The organism is Marinobacterium sp. xm-m-383, from assembly GCF_013283255.1.
In the GTDB taxonomy this organism is placed as follows: Bacteria; Pseudomonadota; Gammaproteobacteria; order Pseudomonadales; family Balneatricaceae; genus Marinobacterium_E.
In genome coordinates this window covers 1-20265 of record NZ_WBYT01000007.1, presented here as the reverse complement: position 1 = coordinate 20265, position 20265 = coordinate 1, and the positions used below count along the sequence as shown (strand labels likewise).

The window sequence follows — 20265 nt, the reverse complement described above, 5'->3', positions numbered from 1 at the left end:
ACAAGCTGTTTGATCGGTTTTAGGAGTGGGTTTTGGAGTTGTTAGTCGCGTTAGGTTTCAGTGTTGTTGTCATAGTTGTGGGTTATCTATGGCACCGCTCATCCCTTGCCCATAGACTTTCAGAGGTGGCTCAACAGCAAGTGCAGCTTGAATCTAAGTTGGCGGTGGTCGAGTCTCAACTGACCTATAAAGAGTCCCTGATTGCAGAAAAGGAGTCCCGTCTATCTGAGTTAAAAGGCGAGTTGGAGGTTGAGAGGCAGCAGTCGGCTCAGTTACGAAACCAGCTAATGCAGTTGGGTGAAGAGAAAGCGCGTCGTGACACTGAACTTGAGCAGAAAGAGGTGCATTTCGCTCAGCAGATCAAACAGCTGGAAGAGAGTCGTACCCTTTTAAAAAGGGAGTTCGAAGCGCTGGCGCAAGAGATTCTTGAAGCGAAAGGGAAGAGCTTTCAGGAGCAGAGCCAACAGCGTTTGGACGCTCTGTTAAAACCGATGACGTCTGAGATGAAAGGGTTCAAAGAGCGCATCGAGAAGATACACCAGTTTGATAACGAGCAGCGCTCCAAACTAACCACAGAACTGCAGCAGCTAAAAGATCTCAATGCGAAAATTACTACGGAAGCTGAGCGACTCAGTTCCGCGCTTCAGGGTCAGAAGAAGATGCAGGGTAACTGGGGTGAGCTTATGCTTGAAAATGTCCTCGATTCCAGTGGATTGCGCCGAGGTAAAGACTACAAGCGTGAAGTCAGCATCAATACTGAAGAGGGGAGACAGCGCCCTGATGTTGTGGTCTATCTTCCACAGAACAAGCATTTGATTATTGATGCCAAAACCTCACTGTCTGCTTACACACGCTATGTTAATGCCGAGGATCCCCATGAACGGACTCAGGCGCTGAAAGAGCATGCTGAAGCGATGCAGGCGCGCATTAAAGAGCTATCCGACAAAAGCTATTTCAAGCTCAATGGGCTCAACTCGCCAGAGGTGGTTGTGATGTTTGTGCCGATTGAGTCGGCTTATGTTGAAGCCCTCAAATACAATGAGATGCTATTCCAAGAGGCGATTGAAAAGCAGGTGCTGGTGGCAACGCCAACGACGCTATTAACGGCTTTGAATATCGTTCGTCAGTTATGGCGCTTTGAAGATCAATCCAAACACAGTGCTCAGCTGGCCGACCGTGCAGAAAAAGTCTATAGCAAACTCAGCTCTTTCCTTATGAGTATGCAAGATGTTGGACGTAAGCTCGACAGTGCGCGCACCAGTTATGATAAAGCCTTGGGTCAGCTCTACTCAGGTAAGGGGAACCTCATCAAACAGGCGGCTGAGTTTAAAGAGCTGGGTGTTTCTGTTCAGAAAGAGCTACCGGCGGAGTTGGTTGAAAAAGCCTCGCTTGAATTAGAATCTCCCTATACAGCAGGCGCATCAGACACATCTGACCCAGTAAGAATTGAGCCTCAACAAAACTCTGATTGAACCTCGGTGATCAGGTGCGCTAACGCTTTTACTCCTGGAGTGGATGTTTCTCCATGCGTCAGTATTAGGTAAAGCTCTGCAAAGCGCTCGTTGCCTTCTGCTAAATTGAGGGGTTTTAACGCTCCGCTGGCGAGGTGATTTGCAATCAGCGCTTCGGCGTACCAGGCGAACCCCATACCCTTAATAGCAGCCTCAATAGAGAGATCGGGCGAATCGAGCGTCCAACGCTGATTGGCCCCGAGCCACCCCGCATCAATATTACGAACGCCTGTGTCTCTCACGACGAGTTGTCGGTGCTCTTGAAGCATTTCGAGGGTAATGGGTGTCTCAATTTGATGCAGTGGGTGAGAGGGGGCAGCGGCCGCTACAAATCTAAATCGTCCTAAACTCTGACCGACAAACCCTGGTGGCACGCGACCACCGATGACGATATCGGCATTCCGCTCTAGCAGAGCCTGCTCAGAACCGCTAAGAACAGAGCGTTGATAGTCAATCTTGGTCTGCGGTTGCTGTTTTGAAAAACGTTCTAGCGCCTCGAGAATGATGCTGTTCGGGTAAATTGCCTCAATACGAAGTTTGATACGAGCCTCTGCGCCCAATGCAAACTGACTGGCGAGAGTCTCAATGCGGGTTGCTCGTGCGATCAGCTCGCGGGCATGAACAACTAACTGTTCACCCTCTGTGGTCAAGACCGCACGCCGACCTTGAGTGGTGAAAAGTATTACGCCGGTACTCTGCTCAATCTGTTTGATGGCATAACTTAGTGTTGATTGGCTTTTATTGATTGATTCGGCTGCTTTCGCAAAGGTTTCGCTATCCGCTACAGCAATCAGAGCTTGCCACTGTTCTAAAGATATCATCTCATTCCATCTAATATATCGATCATATAAATCTAAATTTTGCTATTTATCATCGAAATTATAGATGAGATTATCACCTCATCAAACAGATAATTTTTTAAAAGGATATTGAAATGGCGACTCTACTTCATATTAAAACCTCTCTATTTGGTGACAATGGTCAGTCAGCGCAACTGGCGAAAAGCTTTGTTGATAAATGGCTGGATGAAAACAGTGATGGCGTGGTCATCGAGCGTGATCTAGCTAGTGATCCTGTACCTCATTTGGATGCTTACCGAGTAACAGCATTGAATAGTCCGGCTGAAGAGCGTGACGCTGAACAGAGTGCTATCGTTGAGTTTGCTGACGCACTGCTTGCTGAAGTTAAATCGGCTGATACGATTGTTATCGGTTTGCCAATGTACAATTTCAATATTCCAAGTCAGCTTAAATCCTGGTTTGATCATCTAGCGCGTGCTGGCGTTACTTTCCATTACACAGAGGAAGGCCCGGTAGGTCTAATCGAAGATAAACCCGTATACCTAGTAGCAACTCGCGGCGGTCTATACTCAGAGCAGGGGCAAGACTTCCAAGTCGATTTTGTGAAACAGTTCCTAGGTTTCATTGGACTTAAAGATACACGTCTTGTGTTGGCTGAAGGGCTGGCGATGGACACCCATCGAGACCAGTCGCTTAAGCAGGCCCGAGCAGCCTTTGTATAAACGTTAAGAGTCATTATAAAAAAGGAGAAACCTCATGATGAGAGTGATTAAACGTCGAGTACCCGGCGTCGACAGTATGGATGGTGCTGGGGTTCGGATTCGTCGCAGTGTAGGCAAAAGCCAATTCGCACGCATCGATCCATTTCTGATGTTGGATTGCTTCTCGTCAGACGATCCTGATGACTACATTGCCGGTTTTCCTGCCCATCCGCACCGTGGTTTTGAGACAGTCACCTACATGCTCGATGGCTTAATGAAACATCGTGACCATATGGGTAATGAGGGGATCCTGCGTCCAGGGAGTGTGCAGTGGATGACAGCGGGGCGCGGTGTGATTCATGAAGAGATGCCTCAGCAAGAGAACGGCTTAATGCGCGGATTCCAGTTATGGGTCAATCTACCTGCAAGCGAGAAGATGAAGCCGGCGGCTTATCAAAATATTGAACCCGAGGAGATCACCGAGATTCAACTACCTAATGCCTTCATTCGATTGGTGGCGGGTTCGTTTGAGTTTGATGGTCAGCACTACACTGGGCCAGTGTCAGGGATCAGTCGTCAGCCCATTTTTATGGAGGTTCGTTTATCACCGAATGCCGAGCTTGAACTGCCTGTCGCTGAGAACCTGTCAGGTTTTGTCTATCTATTCGAAGGGACGGGTTATCTTGCTGATGATAAGCTAGAGATCCATGAGGCAGCCGAGTTGTCCGACGGTGATGCGATTCAACTGACAGCGGGTGCAGAGGGGGCGAGACTGATGTTGATTGCGGGTGAAGCGATCGGTGAGCCAATTGCACAGTATGGTCCGTTTGTCATGAATACAACGGATGAGATAGAGCAGGCGATTGCCGATTATCGTGCCAACCGTTTGACAGGTTAGAGGTTTTAACGGGGAGGGTGCCTAGAATTTAATCAGTTGACTCAAATATTCGAGGAAAATTGTAATTTTTTCGAAATGAGGGGTTGACGGCTAATAGGGTGCTCCGTATTATTTGCGCCTCCTCACAGAGGAACGCAATACATTAAGTGTTGTCCCATTCGTCTAGTGGCCTAGGACACCGCCCTTTCACGGCGGTAACAGGGGTTCGAACCCCCTATGGGACGCCATCCGCGGGAATAGCTCAGTTGGTAGAGCGCAACCTTGCCAAGGTTGAGGTCGCGAGTTCGAGCCTCGTTTCCCGCTCCAATGTATTGTCTACGACGTCCCATTCGTCTAGTGGCCTAGGACACCGCCCTTTCACGGCGGTAACAGGGGTTCGAACCCCCTATGGGACGCCATTTTTGCGGGAATAGCTCAGTTGGTAGAGCGCAACCTTGCCAAGGTTGAGGTCGCGAGTTCGAGCCTCGTTTCCCGCTCCAATCTCCTCTTCTTAATGTCTCTTATCGTCTAACGGCGTAATCATCATATTTCGTAGCTGAAGATAGTCGATTGTTGCATCTTGTGACTCTTGCTCGAATCGTGCTTCGTCGAGTGCTTGGTACTGTGCAATCTCCTCATCGCCCAGATAGTGAATACAATCACCGCCAAATAGCCAGAGTAAATCGCGAGATAGCAGGGGTAGGTGTTGTGGGAATGCTCCCACGATTCGCGTCATTAGGGTCTGGCCCAGTTCAAACGCGTCCGCTGAGTGCTCTTCGTAGGCAGCGATTGTCTGTTCAAACAGCGCAAGCAGCTCATCGGACTCCGTTGTTAAGGTTTCGTCACTGTTGAAAGGTGGCTGCTTTATAAGGTTGTTATAGCCAAGCTTCAGTAGATTTAGATGAAATTGATGAAAATCGGTCAACGGATAGTCCCTGTTTGTCTGTATAATTTGCGTTTAACTATGAATACGTTACTGAGTTAATTTTCTCAAAGGTTAGCACTGAATGGAACTTGCTCTTCAAATTCGTGGGTTGGAAAAAACCTACGGGAATGGCTTTAAAGCGCTTAAAGGGATCGATCTGGATGTAAAGCAGGGCGATTTTTTCGCTCTGCTAGGTCCCAATGGGGCGGGTAAATCGACCACCTTGGGTATCGTCACATCCTTGGTCAATAAAACGGATGGTAGTGTGTCAGTCTTTGGCCACAATATTGATTCTGACCTGACCCAAGCAAAGCTCTGCATGGGCATTGTCCCTCAGGAGTTTAACTTCAACTTCTTTGAGAAAGTTGAAGACATCGTTGTGACTCAAGCGGGTTACTACGGGATCCCCTCTTCTATCGCCAAAGAGCGTGCAGAGCACTACCTAAAAGCCTTGGGTTTATGGGATAAACGTGACAATCGAGCACGCCAACTCTCAGGTGGTATGAAACGTCGTCTGATGATTGCTCGTGCGTTGGTTCATAACCCTAAATTGCTGATTCTGGATGAGCCGACTGCAGGCGTGGATATTGAGCTACGTCGATCGATGTGGGAGTTTCTTACCAAGATCAACGAAGAGGGCACGACGATCATCCTGACGACTCACTACCTTGAAGAGGCTGAGTCACTCTGTCGCAATATCGCGATCATCGATCAGGGTGAAATTATTCAAAATAGTTCAATGAAATCGTTGTTGGCTAAACTGAATAACGAGACCTTTATTCTAGATCTTGATCGAGATCTTAAGAGTCTCCCCGATCTCGATGGCTTGGAAGCGCGTTTAGTCGATGAGCATACCCTGGAAGTCGATCTGCCTAAGGGGCATGGTCTCAACAGCGTATTCGCGCAGTTAACAGCGCAAAACATCGCCGTGCTTAGTATGCGTAATAAAGCCAACCGTCTTGAAGAGTTGTTTGTCGAACTGGTTGAACACAAGGGGGCTAAATAATGAACGGAAATCTTCTTTGGGTTGCCTTCTCAACAATCGTAGTGAAAGAGGTTCGACGCTTTACTCGAATTTGGGTTCAGACACTGATTCCGCCTGCGATCACCATGACGCTCTACTTTATTATCTTCGGGAATCTGGTTGGCTCTCGGATCGGTGAGATGGATGGATTCGACTACATGCAGTTCATCGTGCCGGGTCTGATTATGATGTCGGTGATTACCAACTCTTACGGAAACGTCGTCTCGTCATTTTTCGGTACTAAATTTCAACGTCACATTGAAGAGCTGCTCGTCGCACCGGTGCCTAACTGGGTGATTTTGGCCGGTTACGTCATCGGTGGTGTTGCTCGTGGTTTAGCCGTTGGATTCATCGTCACTCTATTGTCGCTGTTCTTCACTGATCTGACGTTAGCGCACCCCTTTGTAACGCTCAGCATTCTGTTTTTGACTGCTGTCGTCTTCTCATTGGGTGGCTTCATCAATGCGATCTACGCGAATTCGTTCGATGATATTGCGGTGGTGCCAACCTTTATTCTGACGCCTCTAACCTATTTAGGTGGCGTGTTTTACTCAATCTCACTGTTGCCTGAGTTTTGGCAGGGGGTCTCTCAGCTCAACCCCATTCTCTACATGGTGAATACATTCCGTTATGGAATCTTGGGCGTTAGTGATATTGACGTCACCTTTGCGTTTGGCATGATCATTCTGTTTATTGCAGTGTTAGGTGGCTTTGCGCTGCACCTTCTAAACACAGGTAAGGGGATTCGAAGCTAATGAACGAACCAGAAAAGGTCCTCCACTCACCCCTAGGTAAAGAGACGGTCTACGCCAATCAGTACGATCCCTCACTGCTTTACCCCATAGAGCGAGATATCAATTGGCAAGCGCGCGGCGTTGATCGCTCCACCTTGCCCTTTTTTGGGGAAGATATCTGGAACAGTTATGAGATCAGTTGGTTGAACGCTAAGGGCAAACCGATTGTTGCACTGGCTCAGTTTCATATCCCAGCAACGTCGACGCATATCGTCGAGTCTAAGTCATTTAAGCTCTACCTAAACTCCTACAATCTGAGTCGCTTTGACTCTGCTGATGAGGTGGCTGCTCAGATGGCTAAAGATCTATCAGACGCGGCGGGCGGTCAGGTTCGGGTGACGTTGACCTCTCCTCAAGATGCGGTGCAGATTGAATCCTTTGACGGTCGTTGCATTGATGATCTTGATATCACGGTGGCTCACTACGAACCAGCTCCTGAGCTACTATCAAGTCAAGGTGAAAACGTCACCGAGACACTGATTTCTCACCTGCTTAAATCCAACTGTCCAGTGACAGGTCAGCCCGATTGGGCGAGCGTTCAAATCAGTTATCGTGGACCGAAAATAGATGAGGAAGGTCTGCTAGGCTATCTGATCTCCTACCGTGAACACGGCGATTTCCATGAGCAGTGTGTAGAGACGATCTTTATGGATATTTTAGAGCGTTGTAAGCCTGAAGAGTTGACGGTTTATGCGCGTTACGTGCGCCGAGGCGGTCTGGATATCAACCCTTACCGTAGTACGCTCGATACTTTGCCAAAAAATCCACGATTAAGCCGACAATAAGGAGCCCTGTGATGGATGCGATTGAACTGTTAACCCAGCGTACCTCTTGTGGCATGTTGGAAGCGCCTGCGCCTACAGCAAAGCAGCTGGAGCTGATGTTTCAGGCCGCATCGCGAGCGCCCGATCACGGTCTGCTTCGACCTTACCGCTTCCTAACCATTCAAGGATCTGCGCTTGATCGTTTAGGCCAGCTCTACCTTGATGCATCCTTAGTTAAGAATCCTGATATTGAAGAGGCGCAACGAAATCGCCTACTGAATATGCCTCTTCGAGCACCGATGATCGTGGTCGCGATTGCGGTGATACAACAGCACCCTAAAGTGCCTGAGATTGAGCAGGTAATGACAGCCGCCTGTGCCGCGCAAGCTGTGGTTCAGGCAGCTTACGCACAAGGTGTCGGAGCTATGTGGCGTTCGGGTGATCTGATGTTTGATGCGAATGTGCAGAAGGGATTGGGTCTTAATGACAATGAAGAGATCGTCGGCTTCATCTATTTAGGTCAACCAATGCGAGATCGCCAAGCTCCAGAAATGGATCAGTCCCTATATGTTGCGGAGTGGACGGGTGAGTGATCAGGCGTTTCTTAGTTGGCTGCATCAGGCCATTCCATTAACGGCTGCTATGCAGATTGATGAGATCGATTACACTGGCAATCAACTTCAACTTAGTGCACCGCTAGAACCGAATCTGAACGATAAGGGAACGGGCTTTGCGGGTTCCATAGCCTCCATCGCGACACTGAGCGGTTGGTGTCTGCTGACCTTATGGCTCAGAGAGCGTGGCATTGATGCCGATGTTATGATTGCCAAAAGCGAACAGCGCTATTTAGCCCCTGTCACCGATCGCCTGAAAGCGGTTGCGACACTGCCAGATGACGCTGTCGTTGAGCAGTTCTGGCAGCGTTTTCAAGAGAAACAGCGTGCGCGGCTACCAATCAGCGTCGCCGTGGGTAATGAGCAGACAGTGTTTGAACTGCAGGGTGATTACGCCGCTATACAGCGATAGGAGTGTGTCATGACGATCCATCAATATGCTTTGTCAAAAGTCAGTTGTGCCGGCTGTGTTCGATCAATCGAAAAGGCCTTGAATGCTTCTGATGATATCTCTGATTTTGCGATCAACTTCGCCGATCGAACAGCTACTGTTGAGTCGAATCTTCCAACCACTGAGGTTGAACAACTGATCATCAATGCTGGCTACGGTGCCGCTTTTATAGAGAATGAAGAGGATCTTGCGGCTCGTGATCAACAGAATCAACAAGAGCTAAAACAGACCTTCACTCATGCCTGGGTTGCGATTGGCCTGGGTGCATTTTTGATGGTTCAGATGTTGGCAGGCCTCATGCCGCCGGTGGAGAGTTCAGAGGGTCTGGTGAATGGCCTAATCACGGCTACACTCTCCGCGATGGTGATGTTCCACTCAGGTGGCCATATTTTCCGAGGGGCGCTTCAGAGTTTTAAACGTCTCGATTTTAATATGGATACACTGATTGCCTTGGGCACCGGGGTAGCCTGGCTCTATTCAGCACTTCTGCTGATGTTCATTCAATGGATTCCAGAGTCGATCCCCACGCAAGCCAGACACCTCTACTTTGAAGCCTCAGTTATGATTATTGGCTTCATCCTGCTGGGTCAAGCCTTAGAGGCTAAGGGGCGAAATCAGACCGCAGAAGCCTTGCGTCACCTAATGAATTTACAACCGAAAACAGCGCTAAAAGTGATTGAAGGTGAAGCCAAAGAGGTCTCTATTCAACTCCTGCTGCCTGGTGATCTGGTCCGAGTCCTACCAGGACAGACGATACCGGTTGATGCCCTAGTGGTTGAAGGCAGTAGCTATGTTGACGAATCGATGCTGACCGGTGAGTCTGTTCCAGTTCAACGTCAGTTAGATGACCAAGTGACCGGAGGCACGCTCAATGGTGAGGGCGTTTTACTGGTTCGTGTGACCGAAGTAGGGCAGAAGACTCGCCTCGCTCAAATCCTATCGTCTGTCAGAGAGGCACAAAACAGCAAACCTGCACTGGGTAAGTTGGCGGATAAAATAGCCTCTATCTTTGTACCCGTCGTCATTCTTATTGCACTGCTTGTGTTTGCACTCTGGTGGTTTGTTGGTCCAGAACCGACTTGGTCTTATGCCACTCTAGCCAGCATGACCGTATTAATTGTGGCCTGCCCTTGTGCGTTGGGTCTGGCGACCCCAATGGCAGTGATGGTGGGTGTGGGTCGTGCTGCTAAAATGGGTGTGCTTATTCGAGAGGGCGATGCCCTGCAGCGATCACAAGACCTGACCTGTGTCGTCATGGATAAGACCGGCACATTGACTCAAGGCAAACCCTCACTGACTCATCAGCATGCTGCACCTGAGTATGCAGCAATCGCCAAAACGCTTGCTTCACACTCTGAGCATCCACTCTCTAAAGCCTTAAGTCATTCACTCGAGGGAGGCGCTTGCGAGGTTGATCAATTCAGATCGATCTCTGGTTCTGGTGTGGAAGCGGTCATTGACGATGAAACCTATCGTTTGGGTAGCGGGCAATGGATGGAAACCTTTGATATCGATTCATCCGATTTTGTCTGTGATGCAGAAGCGTGGAGTGAAGAGGGCGCCTCATTGGTCTGGTTGTTTAATAGCAGCCGAGTCTTAGCCCTGTTTGCTTTGAATGATGCCCTTCGTGATGATAGTCAATCTGCCGTCGAGCGTTTCAAAGTGATGGGTCTTCGATTAGTACTACTGTCGGGCGATCACTCAGTGGCGGCTGAAGCGATCGCCAAACAAGCAGGCATTAGTGAAGTCATTGCCGGTGTTCAGCCTGAGCAAAAACTGCAGACAATCGCCCAACTTCAGGCCGAGGGTGAGGTGGTTGCTATGGTTGGGGATGGTATTAATGACGCCCCAGCGCTGGCGCAAGCGGATGTTGGTTATGCAATGGGTGGTGGTACTGATGTGGCGTTAGCTTCTGCTGATGTAGCACTGATGCAGAACTCTTTGCATGCGGTAGCGGATGCGATTCAGTTGTCGCGATTAACGGTCAACAATATCAAACAGAATTTGTTCGGCGCATTTTTCTACAATGTCGCGGCGATTCCTGTTGCTGCGGGTATTCTATATCCCGTGTTTGGTCTTTTACTCAATCCGATGATCGCCGGCGCAGCGATGGCACTGTCGTCAGTGACGGTCGTTGCCAATGCGCGCAGGCTGAACCAAGTGAACCTATCGCGCTAATCGATACGTTCTAGGCTCAAAATTGTGATCGGCTCTCTTGGTACATTCCGGTAGTAACTGACATTGCCGGTTTGTACCGCGGAAATCTTATCGACGACCTCCATCCCTTCTATGACTTTGCCGAACACCGCATATCCAGGGCGATTGGTTCGTCCATCAAGACCTAAGTTATCAACTGTGTTGATATAGAACTGCGCTGTGGCGCTATCAGGTGCTTGGGTTCGGGCCATGGCAATGGAACCTCGAACATTGCTCAGCCCATTCATCGACTCATTCTTAATCGGGCTGCCCGTGTTTCTCTCACGCATCTCGGCATCCATACCACCGCCTTGAATCATGAAGCCTGGAATGACTCGGTGAAAAACCAAACCCTCATAATGATCTTTGTCGACATAGTTCAGAAAGTTTTCGGTAGAGATGGGGGCTTTCTCATCGTTGAGTTCAAATTTGATCTCTCCCATGCTGGTCTGCATCACTACCTTAGGACCAGCAAAAGCCAGCGGAGCGGTTAGAACAAGTGAAGCGATGAACAGATTGTTCTTGAAACGCATCGATTATCTCCAAGTCGTTTTATACTAATTCTTTAGTCTAAGACTACCCAATTTCTTGCCGGCTGAGAACCACTTTTCTCTCGGTGTCGTAATCCAGACTATGAAGTTAATAATTAGACAGTCTGTTTTTGTGATGGGGCTTTTTTTAGCGCCTATCCTGAATGCCTCTCAATTGGTTGGTCAGGCCAAGCTCTACCCAGAAGTCATCACTTACGATGTCTATCGCAAAGGTGAGCCGGTCGGTCATTACACACTTCGTTTCAGTGATGTCACCCACGATCGTGTCGCCGCTGAGATCGAGATGGAGTTAACGGCGAAAGTCTTTGGCTTTTTCAACTATGAGTACCGATATCAGGCTAATGAGGTTTGGCAAAATGATCGACTCATGCAGCTCAACGTGAAAACGGTTAGCAACAAAAAAGAGTCATCGGTCACGGCCGTCCAAAAATCCGATGTTTTAGAGACAGTGGATAAAAAAGGGCGAGTGCATGCCTACCCAGCTGAGTTAATGACGACCCATCACTGGTATCGGCAGATTCTTGATCAGCGGCAGGTATTAAATAGTATCACCGGTAATATGGATGAGATTTCACCAGAGTCTGTGGGCTCTGCGCTCTTAGATGCCCGAGGTGAAACCGTACAATTGGATGGCTATCGCCTTGGCGGTGATCTGGATAGAACGGTCAGTTGGTACGATCGCGATGGGCGATGGCGAGCACTTGAGTTTAAAGCCAAGGATGGGTCTGATATTCAGGTGATATGGAACGGAGGTCAGCTGATTAAAGAGACCTCTCTGGCTCAGAATAGGGAGTAGCGTGGCTAGTCGAATTTGGATAATTGGAGGCAGTACCGGAATTGGCGCTGCGCTCGCTAAGGCTTACCTGGATGAGGGCTATCAAGTCCTAATCAGTGCTCGAAACGAAGAGCGCTTAATAACCTTTGCCGAGTCTATCGGCTGCCAATATATGCCTCTGGATGTGACAGATCGCGATTCCTGTATTAACGCTTGGGCCGAGATTTGCCAAGAGTGCATGCCCGATAAAGTCATCATCAGCTCGGGTACGCACCAAGAGATGCCAGCCACTGAATTTAATGCAGATAACTGTGAATCGCTAATGCAGGTGAACTATTTCGGGGCGGTCTACCTGCTGGAGGCGATACTTCCTACCTATCTTAAATCAGGTGGGCAAATTGGTGTCATCTCCTCTCTAGCAGGCTACCGAGGACTCCCTTATGCATCATCCTACGGTGCTTCTAAAGCTGCGCTGATCAATTTGTGCGAGTCCCTGAGAGTTGAGCTAGAGGATTCAAAGGTCGATATACGGTTGATCAATCCGGGCTTTGTTAAGACACCTCTCACAGACAAGAATCAATTTCAAATGCCCGCGTTGATATCGCCTGAGCAAGCCGCTGCGGAGATTGTGAAAGGGCTGAAAGGGCGTAGTTTTGAGATCCGCTTTCCTAAACTCTTTGCTGCTACACTTGCCTTGTTGCGGCACTTGCCCTACAAACTCTATTTCCCTCTGGTAAAACGAGTCACTAAACGATGAATCAAACATCGGTAAAACAATACGTTGAGCTTTTTGAGAACTTAACACCGGACAGTGTCACTCAGTTTGAATCACTGGTGACTCCAGATGTTCGATTCGCCGATCCGTTTAATGACGTTCGTGGCTTTTCGAAGATGTGTGAAATTCTGACCGATATGTTTGAACGCTCAGAGGATCCATCATTTACCGTCTTTGAATGGTGTGAACAGCCAGAGGCGGCTTATGTTCGGTGGGAGTTCCGTGCAAAGTTGCCTGTATTGGGGGTGTTTACAACAGAGGGGGTCAGTCGTCTCTCTATTAATGAGAGCGGATTGATTACTGAACATTTAGACTATTGGGATAGTGCACCCTTGTACATGAAACTACCCCTTCTAGGACGAATTCTGCGCTCGATCAAAGCGAAAATGGCGCTTCCTTCATAGCATCACCGCGCATAAAGCTTAGGGTGACGGTACCAATCGTGAACCCCCACTTTTTGACATAGGCTCTGTTGATCAGTACTCCGCCTTGTTGCAGCAACATCCAATCATCGAAGGTGACACGCCAGCTGCCATCGCCCACTTTTAAATCGATGTCATACTGCCAGTTCAATGCATTGCCCTGGCTGGTTCCGGTTGCTGAACCAATAACGTCATCTGCGCGGCCTTCATAACGACCTGGGTTGGATGATGTGATCTCCCAAATGCGCTGGTCGCGCTCGCCATCATCATAGAGAAACTGTTCATCTAAGGTGAGCGTTTGGCCATCCCAGTTACCATCAATCTCAACTTGAAATTGACGTCTGATGGTGCCAAAACGATCTTCGAAGATACCCCAAGCATAGACCTTGCCATTGAAGTACTCCTCAATCTTCAATGCTGGCTGCGATTGACTGATTTGATCGATCTGCATCTGTGAACACCCACTCAACATAACCATCAGTAAAACTGCTATCGCTTTTTTCAACGGATGGTCTCCTGAGCTAAACGCTGTTTGATTTTTTTGTGTGTGCTGGCGCTTAACCTAAAATCTCTTACGACCAACACGGCTATGATTTTAAGTACGCTGGGGATAAGTGCGTAGATCAATGCCAAAACTAAGGGTGTTTGGCCAAACAGTTCAAGCAGACCAAAGGCGAGGGTGGCTGAAAGTGCCAGTGCCAGTTTTGTGATCATGTTCCACAATGCAAAGAGCAAATTCGTTTGGGATTGTCCAAATCGCCACTGATGGTAATCAGCGACGTCAGCCTGAATCGCATGGGGTATCGCCAGATCAGCGCCCAACATCGCACCGGTTAATAGACAGATAGGAATGAATAACCAAGCAGTGTCACTACCCAGCATACTGGCGGGTACAAATACGACGGCACTAATCAACATACCCGTTCGCCAAAGATCGATTCGGTCTAGGGTTCGCGTCAGCTTAATCCATACTGGGATTGAGAGGATGCAAGAGAGAAAGTAGATCGCAATGTAGAGTGTTCGGTCACTCTCTGGTAATAAAAGAACCATTGTGATGTAGAGCGGAAACAGCGTCGCAGGAACGCCATTCGCTAAACCATTAAAAAACCAAGAGATTGCCAGTCTCTTTGCTAAGCGATTTCGTTGAATCGGTCGCCATGTGGAGGCTGAATCTGTTTGAGAGTCCTCTTTTCTATTTAAAGGTTTTAAACGAACCTTAGCCATCAATAGTGTCAGTGTGATGGACCCCAGTAGCAGTGCAATCCAAACAATGGCTCTGAGTGCTTCGGTGCTTGAGTAACCAAGATAGACCATCAGTGCAGGTATGAGCGCGGAGAGCAGAAGGCCTATCAACCCCAAAAACTCCCTAAACGAAGCGATCGTTATGCGCTCTTGTGCATCGCTGCTTAGACGTACTAGCCAGCTTAGGTAGGGGATTTGAATCAGCGTCCAGCCAAAAAAGAGACCGATTAATCCCAGACTCAGCGAGATGGCAGTATAGGATTCAGCTGGGTAAATCAGCAGCAGTGCAGACGGGATACAGATCAACCCACCTGCGATGATGACCGATCTTTGAGTTGTGTCTGATAGTCGGTCGTTCAACCTCCCTATAAAGGGATCTACGAGGAGGTCTGACACTCTTGCAAAAAACAGAATCAGTGCAATCAGACCAAGCGATAAGCCCCACTGTTCGTGGTACCAAGTGGGTAGGTTGATATAGAGCGCTAGAGTTGGAAGTGAGAGCGGAAGAGCCGGAAGGGCATAAAATCCTATCTGGCTCTTCGATAGCTTAGTGCTGTACTTTGTAGAGTCCGACATCAATCGAACCCTCTCTAAACCCACCCTCACAGTAAGCTAGATAGTAAACCCACATGCGTCTAAAGCGCTCATCGAACGCTTCGGTCGCCTTGATGCTTGGCCAAGCGTTTAAGAAGTTTCGGCGCCAAATCTCTAGGGTCTTGGCATAATCCAAACCAAACAACTTCTGTTCACAGAGTTTTAGATCCGCTAACAAGATTTCTCCCTCTAGCGCGGTAGGGCTTGGCAGCATGCCGCCAGGGAAAATGTAGCGCTGAATGAAGTCGGCAGAGCTGCGGTACTGTTCAAAACGATCATCGGCAATGCTAATAATCTGCAGGACCGCGCTTCCCCCTTTTTTAAGACGCTTTTTGAGTGTCTCGAAGTAGGTTGGCCAGTGCTCTTCGCCGACCGCTTCAAACATCTCTATTGAGACAATGTGATCGTATTCACCTTGGATGTCACGGTAATCGATAAGCTGTAGGTCCGCCTGATTGTTTAAACCTAAGCGACTCATTCGATCTTTGGCAAATGCGAGCTGCTCTTTTGATAGAGTGATTCCTGTTACCTTGGCGCCAAACTCTTTGGTCGCTACCTCAGCAAAACCACCCCAGCCACATCCGATCTCAAGCACATGCTCACCGGCCTTAAGATCTAACATCTGGCAAATGGTTCGGTACTTGTTGAGTTGTGCCTCTTCCAGTGTCTCATCACTCTCAAACAGAGCTGAGGAGTAGGTGAAGCTTGGGTCTAACCACTGAGCATAGAAGTCGTTGCCTAGGTCGTAGTGGTAAGCAATATTTTTGCGGCTGCCCTTTTTCGTATTCGCACGGCCTAAGTGGCTTAAACGATTGAATAAACGCAGAAGGGGGTGGCCCTTTAGGATGTCATTCACTAAGTTTTCGTTGGCTAGAGCCCAGCGAATAACGCTGACCTCATCGGGTGTTTGCCACTCGCCATCCATAAAGCTCTCTGCAAAGCCGATAGATCCACCTCGGACAAGACGACGCAAGGATTTAAAGCTATTAATCTTAATGATGGCGTGATGTTCATTATCTGTCTGCTGGCCAAAGTCATGAATCATGCCGTTGGGTAGCTCAAGAGTCAGTCGCCCTTTAATCTGTCCATCGAGTGTTTTGTGCAACAGATTCAATGCGCGACGGTTGAACCAACCGAGAGACGACAGCTGCTGGTTGGAAAGGGTCGTAGTGTATTCAGAAGGACGCATCAGAAACCCTCGTTTTATTATCGATTAAAACCACTTGATGAGTCGTACCTTTGACTCGTTTTTGAAGTGGTACGCGTTTAAGCCAGAGTTGGAGCGCTTCCCAATGAATGCCAGCAATCACTTTGAAGGTCATCAAAGGGTATTTAAACAGGACTTTTAGCAGTGTTCTGTTCGTCAGCTCAGTTCGTTTACCAGTAAAGGTGGCGTGCAGAAGGGACCCTTCTGAGTCGGACTGTCGAATGCAGACAGAGACTCGCTGATGGGGTGCCAGCATGCGAAACTGATAGGGCGCCTTCATAGGCATAAATGGAGAGACGTAAAAGCTCTTTTCACTGCTTTGACGAATCTGATCACTCTTACTGTTGGTTGGGATCAGGTAGCTGTGTCGTTCACCGAAGGTGTTGTTTACTTCGTAAAGAATGACACCAAGGTTGCCGTCACAGTCGTAACAGTAGAAGACACTGAGTGGATTAAAGACGTACCCAAACATTCTGGGGTAGCAGAGTAATTTGATACTGTGACCATACTCAGACAGCTCGTATTGCAGCAGCTGCTCTCTCACCTGTTCAGCGAGGTCTCGGTCGCTCCCTTCGCCATGATCACGGTTTTTAAAGCTAAATAGATTCCAACGCTCTTTTGAGAACAGAGTCAGATTAGCGTCGAGGCTATCTAGCTCATCAAGGTCAATCAACATTGAGGCAACTGAGTAGATGAAACGGTGACGCTTAGGCTTGAAGCGGTGATGCATCACCTTGCCTTCATAGAGCGCGGAGCTAAACATTAGGCTGCGCTCTCGGATGTTTGCGTTGTTCTAACGGGCTCTTGAACATGAATACGTCCATTGGGGTTGTCGACGGTCCAAGGTCGCAAAGCGCCTCCGAGCTGTTCCGCAACTGCGAGGCCTGATTGGATACCATCTTCGTGGAAACCATAGCCCATCCAAGCACCGCAGAACCAACTGCGTTGTTGACCTTGAATGGCCCAAATCTCCTTCTGTGCCTCAATGGAACGTTGATCAAACGCAGGGTGGTCGTATAGGAAACTGCCAAGAATCTTATCGGCTTTAGGTTCTTCGATAGGATTGAGTGTGACAAACACATCTTGTTTGGTTTGCAGAGGCTGCAGTGCGTTCATCCAATAGGTCACTGCAAGCTCACCTTCGCCTTGATCGCTTGAGGCCAGATAGTTCCAAGCTGACCAAGCACCTTTACGGACTGGCATCTGGTTAGTGTCAGTGTGTAACAGCGCACGATTGCGTTGGTAAGGAAAGGCGCTCAGAAGTCGCTGCTCTTCCGGTGTTGCGTCAGACAGCATCTCAAGGGTCTGATCAGCATGACATGCAAATACCACCTGGTCGAAGCGACGCTTCTGTCCGTGGTGATCGATCAGAGTAACTCCGTCAGCATCGCGTTCGACACGGTGTACGCGAGCATTCAAGATGACGCCATCACCCAGTTGCTCAGCGATTTTATTAACGTATTGGCGACTACCACCTATCACTGTACGCCACTGTGGGCGGTCCTTCACTTGAACGAGACCATGGTTCATGCAGAAACGCATAAAGGTCTCTGCAGGGTAGTCCAGCATCTTATCCATGGGCGTTGACCAGATTGCAGCGCTCATGGGCAGAAGGTGCTCATTAATGAAGGTTTGACTGTAACCCTCGCGCTCCAAAAGCTGTCCAAGCGTTAATTCGGCCAGACTAGGGTCGTTATGGAGTCGATCAGAATCTTTGTAAAAAGCTAAGATCTCACGAAGTAGACCCCAATGTTTAAAAGAGAGGAGGTTGCGGCGCTGTGCAAAAAAGCCGCCCAAGCCAGAGCCACTATACTCCACTTTGCCTTTCTCTAGTGAGACGCCGAAGGTCATATTGGTATCGGTAGTGTCTACTTCGAGATATTTGAAGAACTCGACCAGATTGGGATAGTTAACGGGGTTGAATACAATAAACCCTGTATCCACCGGAACGTTGCCTTCGGGAGTGTCGATCTCAACGGTATTTGAGTGGCCGCCAAGGCGATCATCTTTTTCAAAAAGTGAAACGTTATGGCGTTTACTTAAAAGCCAGGCGGCGGATAATCCGGAGATACCAGAACCGATAACTGCGATATTCAATGGTTTTAAAGGCCTTACATTCATTATTGAGTCCATGCAAAAACAAGCTTGAATTTCGTTACGAACAGTCTACCTTGATAGATCAAAAGATGTCGGCTATTTTCAAAAAAGTGGCCAACGGTCAATTTTTACTATTTACTGTTCAAAATGTGATCCATTTATAAACCCTCTAACGTAGTGAAAGCGATGACTGATAACAGATCCGAGGAAACTGATGTGACTGCAGCAGTGGCAATAGCGGAGCAAAAAAAGAAGAAGGAGCGGGATGCATGGTCAGACCTGCTCGCGTCGCTTTCTGAAACCCGCAGTAAAGTGGATTTCAGCCGCTTATACGAACATTTTGCACCCAGAGTGAAAGCGTACATTATCCGTTTTGGAATGCCGGTAGCGGCAGCCGAAGAGCTGACACAGGAATCGATGCTGGCCGTATGGCGTAAAGCGCACCTGTACACGCGCAGTAAAGCCAGTGCCAGTACCTGGATTTTCACATTGGCAAGAAACCAATGCATCGATCGCCTTCGCAGAGAGAAAGCGGTTGAATACGAGTTACCTGAAGAAGAGATCGATCCCGATCAACGTCATTACGGCGAGCATGCCGTTCTCGAAGAGAGAATGAGCGGAGCGATCGCCAAGTTGCCTGAAGCTCAGGCACAGGTTCTCTACCTCTCATATTATGAGGGTAAGAGTCATTCAGAAATTTCCGAGCAGTTAGGTATACCGCTCGGCAGCGTTAAATCGAGATTGAGATTGGCATTCAGCAAACTCAAAGCTCATTGGGGAGAAGAAGAGTGAAAATAAGTCATCATCTTGACGATGCTACCCTTATGGCACGTGCCGCCGGCGCGCTGTCTGATGGTATGACACTGTTGGTTGATAGTCATCTTCACTGGTGCAAGACCTGTCAAACTAGAGCTTGGGAAGCAGAGTGTATCGGCGGTGAGTTACTTGCTGACATCCAACCGCAAGCGATGAGCGAAGGCTCTTTAGACTCCATTTTGGGTATGCTCGATGGTAGCGAAGAGGTGGTTGCTGAACGAGCTGTCAAAGTCAAAGGCAGTGCAGAAGTTCCAGAACCTCTGGCGCAAATTGTCGGATCTGACCTGGATGCCATTGAGTGGAAGCGTCTTGGCCCGGGTGTGCAACATTACGATTTTAATTTCCCTGGAGAGGGAGCGTGTCGTCTTCTTAGAATTCAGCCTGGCGTCTCTGTGCCGCACCATACCCACAAGGGTAATGAGCTGACGATGATCCTTCGTGGCTCGTACAGTGACGATGTGGGGCGTTTCTGTCAGGGCGATGTCGCAGATCTTGATGAAGAGATCAAACACCAGCCGATCGTTGATACCGGTTCTGAGTGCATCTGTCTGATCGCAACTGAAGCGCCACTTAAATTTACAGGTATTATGGGTCGTCTGGCTCAGCCATTCATTGGTCTGTAATCACTATTGAAATAAGAAGACCGGTTTTAAAGCCGGTCTTTTTTTTGGGGAAAACATGAATATCGTCTGGTTTCGCAATGACCTTAGAGTAGCCGCAAACCCAGCATTGGAAGCTGCGCAACGTAATGGATTGGCCACGGTGGCCCTTGTCTGTCTGACTCATGAGAGCTGGTCGGAACATAACGAATCGCCTCAACGTATGGGGCTATGGCGAGATCGGTTACTGCAGGTTAAAGGCGAGCTTGAATCTCTCAATGTGCCCTTAAAAGTGATTCAGGCAGGGCACTTTGATCACTGTGCCAGTGCCATTAGAAACCTGGCAACAGAGTTGTCAGCAACTCACTTTTTCTTCAATCACGAGTATCCACTAAATGAGCAGTTGCGCGATGATGCAGTCGTTGCAGCCCTTCAACCTGATGTGAGCTGTCAGGGTTTTCATGGTGAGGTGATCATTCCACCCGGAGAGGTTAAAACTCAAACGGGTACAGACTTTAAAGTCTATACCC

At 48.6% G+C, this 20265-nt stretch carries 23 protein-coding genes and 4 tRNA genes; 19 read left to right on the top strand and 8 right to left on the bottom strand.

Going from position 1 to position 20265, the window contains the following annotated elements:
* Window positions 1–32: 32 nt before the first annotated feature.
* Window positions 33–1472, top strand: a complete 1440-nt coding sequence (gene rmuC, locus XMM383_RS10920) for a DNA recombination protein RmuC (RefSeq protein ID WP_173494824.1) — start codon at window positions 33–35, stop codon at window positions 1470–1472.
* Here the strand turns inward: rmuC and XMM383_RS10915 are convergent.
* On the bottom strand, window positions 1454–2332 hold the full coding sequence (locus XMM383_RS10915) for a LysR family transcriptional regulator (RefSeq protein WP_173481396.1): 879 nt from the start codon (window positions 2330–2332) through the stop codon (window positions 1454–1456). The genes rmuC and XMM383_RS10915 overlap by 19 nt on opposite strands.
* 113 nt (window positions 2333–2445) lie before the next feature.
* Here XMM383_RS10915 and XMM383_RS10910 point away from each other — a divergent pair, with 113 nt between their 5' ends.
* The 6 genes from XMM383_RS10910 (at window position 2446) to XMM383_RS10885 (ending at window position 4389) form a co-directional block, all read left to right on the top strand.
* Window positions 2446–3033, top strand: a complete 588-nt coding sequence (locus XMM383_RS10910; RefSeq protein ID WP_173494825.1) for an FMN-dependent NADH-azoreductase — start codon at window positions 2446–2448, stop codon at window positions 3031–3033.
* A gap of 34 nt (window positions 3034–3067) precedes the next feature.
* Complete coding sequence (locus XMM383_RS10905) at window positions 3068–3910, top strand: pirin family protein (RefSeq protein ID WP_173494826.1); 843 nt, start codon at window positions 3068–3070, stop codon at window positions 3908–3910.
* Between the two features lie 151 nt (window positions 3911–4061).
* Window positions 4062–4137, top strand: a tRNA-Glu gene (locus XMM383_RS10900).
* Between the two features lie 3 nt (window positions 4138–4140).
* Window positions 4141–4216 (top strand) — tRNA-Gly (locus XMM383_RS10895).
* A gap of 16 nt (window positions 4217–4232) precedes the next feature.
* Window positions 4233–4308 (top strand) — tRNA-Glu (locus tag XMM383_RS10890).
* Between the two features lie 5 nt (window positions 4309–4313).
* A tRNA-Gly gene (locus XMM383_RS10885) sits at window positions 4314–4389 on the top strand.
* 11 nt (window positions 4390–4400) lie between these two features.
* Here XMM383_RS10885 and XMM383_RS10880 read toward each other — a convergent pair.
* Window positions 4401–4814 carry a PA2817 family protein gene (locus tag XMM383_RS10880; RefSeq protein ID WP_173481393.1) on the bottom strand — a complete coding sequence of 138 codons (414 nt, stop codon included), beginning with the start codon at window positions 4812–4814 and terminating at the stop codon, window positions 4401–4403.
* Between the two features lie 82 nt (window positions 4815–4896).
* On the opposite strand from XMM383_RS10880, the gene XMM383_RS10875 reads away from it, so the two are divergent.
* From XMM383_RS10875 to XMM383_RS10850, 6 genes are read left to right on the top strand one after another with little or no spacing between them, the layout of a single operon-like run.
* Entirely contained in the window at window positions 4897–5820 is a 924-nt protein-coding gene (locus tag XMM383_RS10875) for an ABC transporter ATP-binding protein (protein ID WP_173481392.1), read from the top strand.
* Window positions 5820–6593, top strand: coding sequence for an ABC transporter permease (locus XMM383_RS10870; protein ID WP_173483389.1), 774 nt, complete (start codon window positions 5820–5822; stop codon window positions 6591–6593). Before XMM383_RS10875 ends, XMM383_RS10870 begins: the two co-directional genes overlap by 1 nt.
* Window positions 6593–7417: an NADPH-dependent 7-cyano-7-deazaguanine reductase QueF gene (queF, locus tag XMM383_RS10865; protein ID WP_173494827.1), complete on the top strand. Its 825-nt coding sequence runs from the start codon at window positions 6593–6595 to the stop codon at window positions 7415–7417. The genes XMM383_RS10870 and queF overlap by 1 nt, the downstream gene beginning before the upstream one ends.
* Window positions 7418–7428: 11 nt before the next feature.
* Window positions 7429–7989, top strand: coding sequence for a nitroreductase family protein (locus XMM383_RS10860; protein WP_173481389.1), 561 nt, complete (start codon window positions 7429–7431; stop codon window positions 7987–7989).
* Window positions 7982–8422, top strand: a complete 441-nt coding sequence (locus XMM383_RS10855; RefSeq protein WP_173481388.1) for a YiiD C-terminal domain-containing protein — start codon at window positions 7982–7984, stop codon at window positions 8420–8422. Before XMM383_RS10860 ends, XMM383_RS10855 begins: the two co-directional genes overlap by 8 nt.
* Window positions 8423–8431: 9 nt before the next feature.
* Window positions 8432–10639, top strand: a complete 2208-nt coding sequence (locus tag XMM383_RS10850; protein WP_173483387.1) for a heavy metal translocating P-type ATPase — start codon at window positions 8432–8434, stop codon at window positions 10637–10639.
* On the opposite strand, the gene XMM383_RS10845 is transcribed toward XMM383_RS10850, so the two are convergent.
* The gene (locus XMM383_RS10845) at window positions 10636–11190 is read right to left on the bottom strand and encodes a peptidylprolyl isomerase (RefSeq protein WP_173481386.1); all 555 of its coding nucleotides are present in this window, start codon (window positions 11188–11190) and stop codon (window positions 10636–10638) included. The genes XMM383_RS10850 and XMM383_RS10845 overlap by 4 nt on opposite strands.
* Window positions 11191–11290: 100 nt before the next feature.
* Here XMM383_RS10845 and XMM383_RS10840 point away from each other — a divergent pair, with 100 nt between their 5' ends.
* From XMM383_RS10840 to XMM383_RS10830, 3 genes are read left to right on the top strand one after another with little or no spacing between them, the layout of a single operon-like run.
* Window positions 11291–12004, top strand: coding sequence for a DUF6134 family protein (locus XMM383_RS10840; protein WP_173494828.1), 714 nt, complete (start codon window positions 11291–11293; stop codon window positions 12002–12004).
* Window position 12005: 1 nt separating this feature from the next.
* Window positions 12006–12740, top strand: a complete 735-nt coding sequence (locus XMM383_RS10835; protein WP_173481384.1) for an SDR family NAD(P)-dependent oxidoreductase — start codon at window positions 12006–12008, stop codon at window positions 12738–12740.
* Entirely contained in the window at window positions 12737–13162 is a 426-nt protein-coding gene (locus tag XMM383_RS10830; protein ID WP_173481383.1) for a nuclear transport factor 2 family protein, read from the top strand. Before XMM383_RS10835 ends, XMM383_RS10830 begins: the two co-directional genes overlap by 4 nt.
* Here the strand turns inward: XMM383_RS10830 and XMM383_RS10825 are convergent.
* From XMM383_RS10825 to XMM383_RS10805, 5 genes are read right to left on the bottom strand one after another with little or no spacing between them, the layout of a single operon-like run.
* Window positions 13134–13652, bottom strand: a complete 519-nt coding sequence (locus XMM383_RS10825; protein ID WP_173481476.1) for a DUF3833 domain-containing protein — start codon at window positions 13650–13652, stop codon at window positions 13134–13136. The two genes, XMM383_RS10830 and XMM383_RS10825, sit on opposite strands and share 29 nt — an antisense overlap.
* Window positions 13653–13681: 29 nt before the next feature.
* Window positions 13682–14998 carry an MFS transporter gene (locus XMM383_RS10820; RefSeq protein WP_173488733.1) on the bottom strand — a complete coding sequence of 439 codons (1317 nt, stop codon included), beginning with the start codon at window positions 14996–14998 and terminating at the stop codon, window positions 13682–13684.
* A complete protein-coding gene (locus XMM383_RS10815) occupies window positions 14970–16205 on the bottom strand; it encodes a cyclopropane-fatty-acyl-phospholipid synthase family protein (RefSeq protein WP_173481381.1) in 1236 nt (411 codons plus the stop codon). The genes XMM383_RS10820 and XMM383_RS10815 overlap by 29 nt, the downstream gene beginning before the upstream one ends.
* On the bottom strand, window positions 16192–16986 hold the full coding sequence (locus XMM383_RS10810; protein ID WP_173481380.1) for a DUF1365 domain-containing protein: 795 nt from the start codon (window positions 16984–16986) through the stop codon (window positions 16192–16194). Before XMM383_RS10810 ends, XMM383_RS10815 begins: the two co-directional genes overlap by 14 nt.
* Entirely contained in the window at window positions 16986–18344 is a 1359-nt protein-coding gene (locus XMM383_RS10805; protein ID WP_173484610.1) for an NAD(P)/FAD-dependent oxidoreductase, read from the bottom strand. The genes XMM383_RS10810 and XMM383_RS10805 overlap by 1 nt, the downstream gene beginning before the upstream one ends.
* Before the next feature lie 162 nt (window positions 18345–18506).
* Here XMM383_RS10805 and XMM383_RS10800 point away from each other — a divergent pair, with 162 nt between their 5' ends.
* From XMM383_RS10800 to XMM383_RS10790, 3 genes are all read left to right on the top strand, one after another.
* The gene (locus XMM383_RS10800; protein ID WP_173481378.1) at window positions 18507–19112 is read left to right on the top strand and encodes a sigma-70 family RNA polymerase sigma factor; all 606 of its coding nucleotides are present in this window, start codon (window positions 18507–18509) and stop codon (window positions 19110–19112) included.
* Window positions 19109–19759, top strand: coding sequence for a ChrR family anti-sigma-E factor (locus XMM383_RS10795; RefSeq protein WP_173494829.1), 651 nt, complete (start codon window positions 19109–19111; stop codon window positions 19757–19759). Before XMM383_RS10800 ends, XMM383_RS10795 begins: the two co-directional genes overlap by 4 nt.
* A gap of 55 nt (window positions 19760–19814) precedes the next feature.
* On the top strand, window positions 19815–20265 hold a 451-nt coding region (locus XMM383_RS10790; protein WP_173506473.1), incomplete at its 3' end, for a deoxyribodipyrimidine photo-lyase.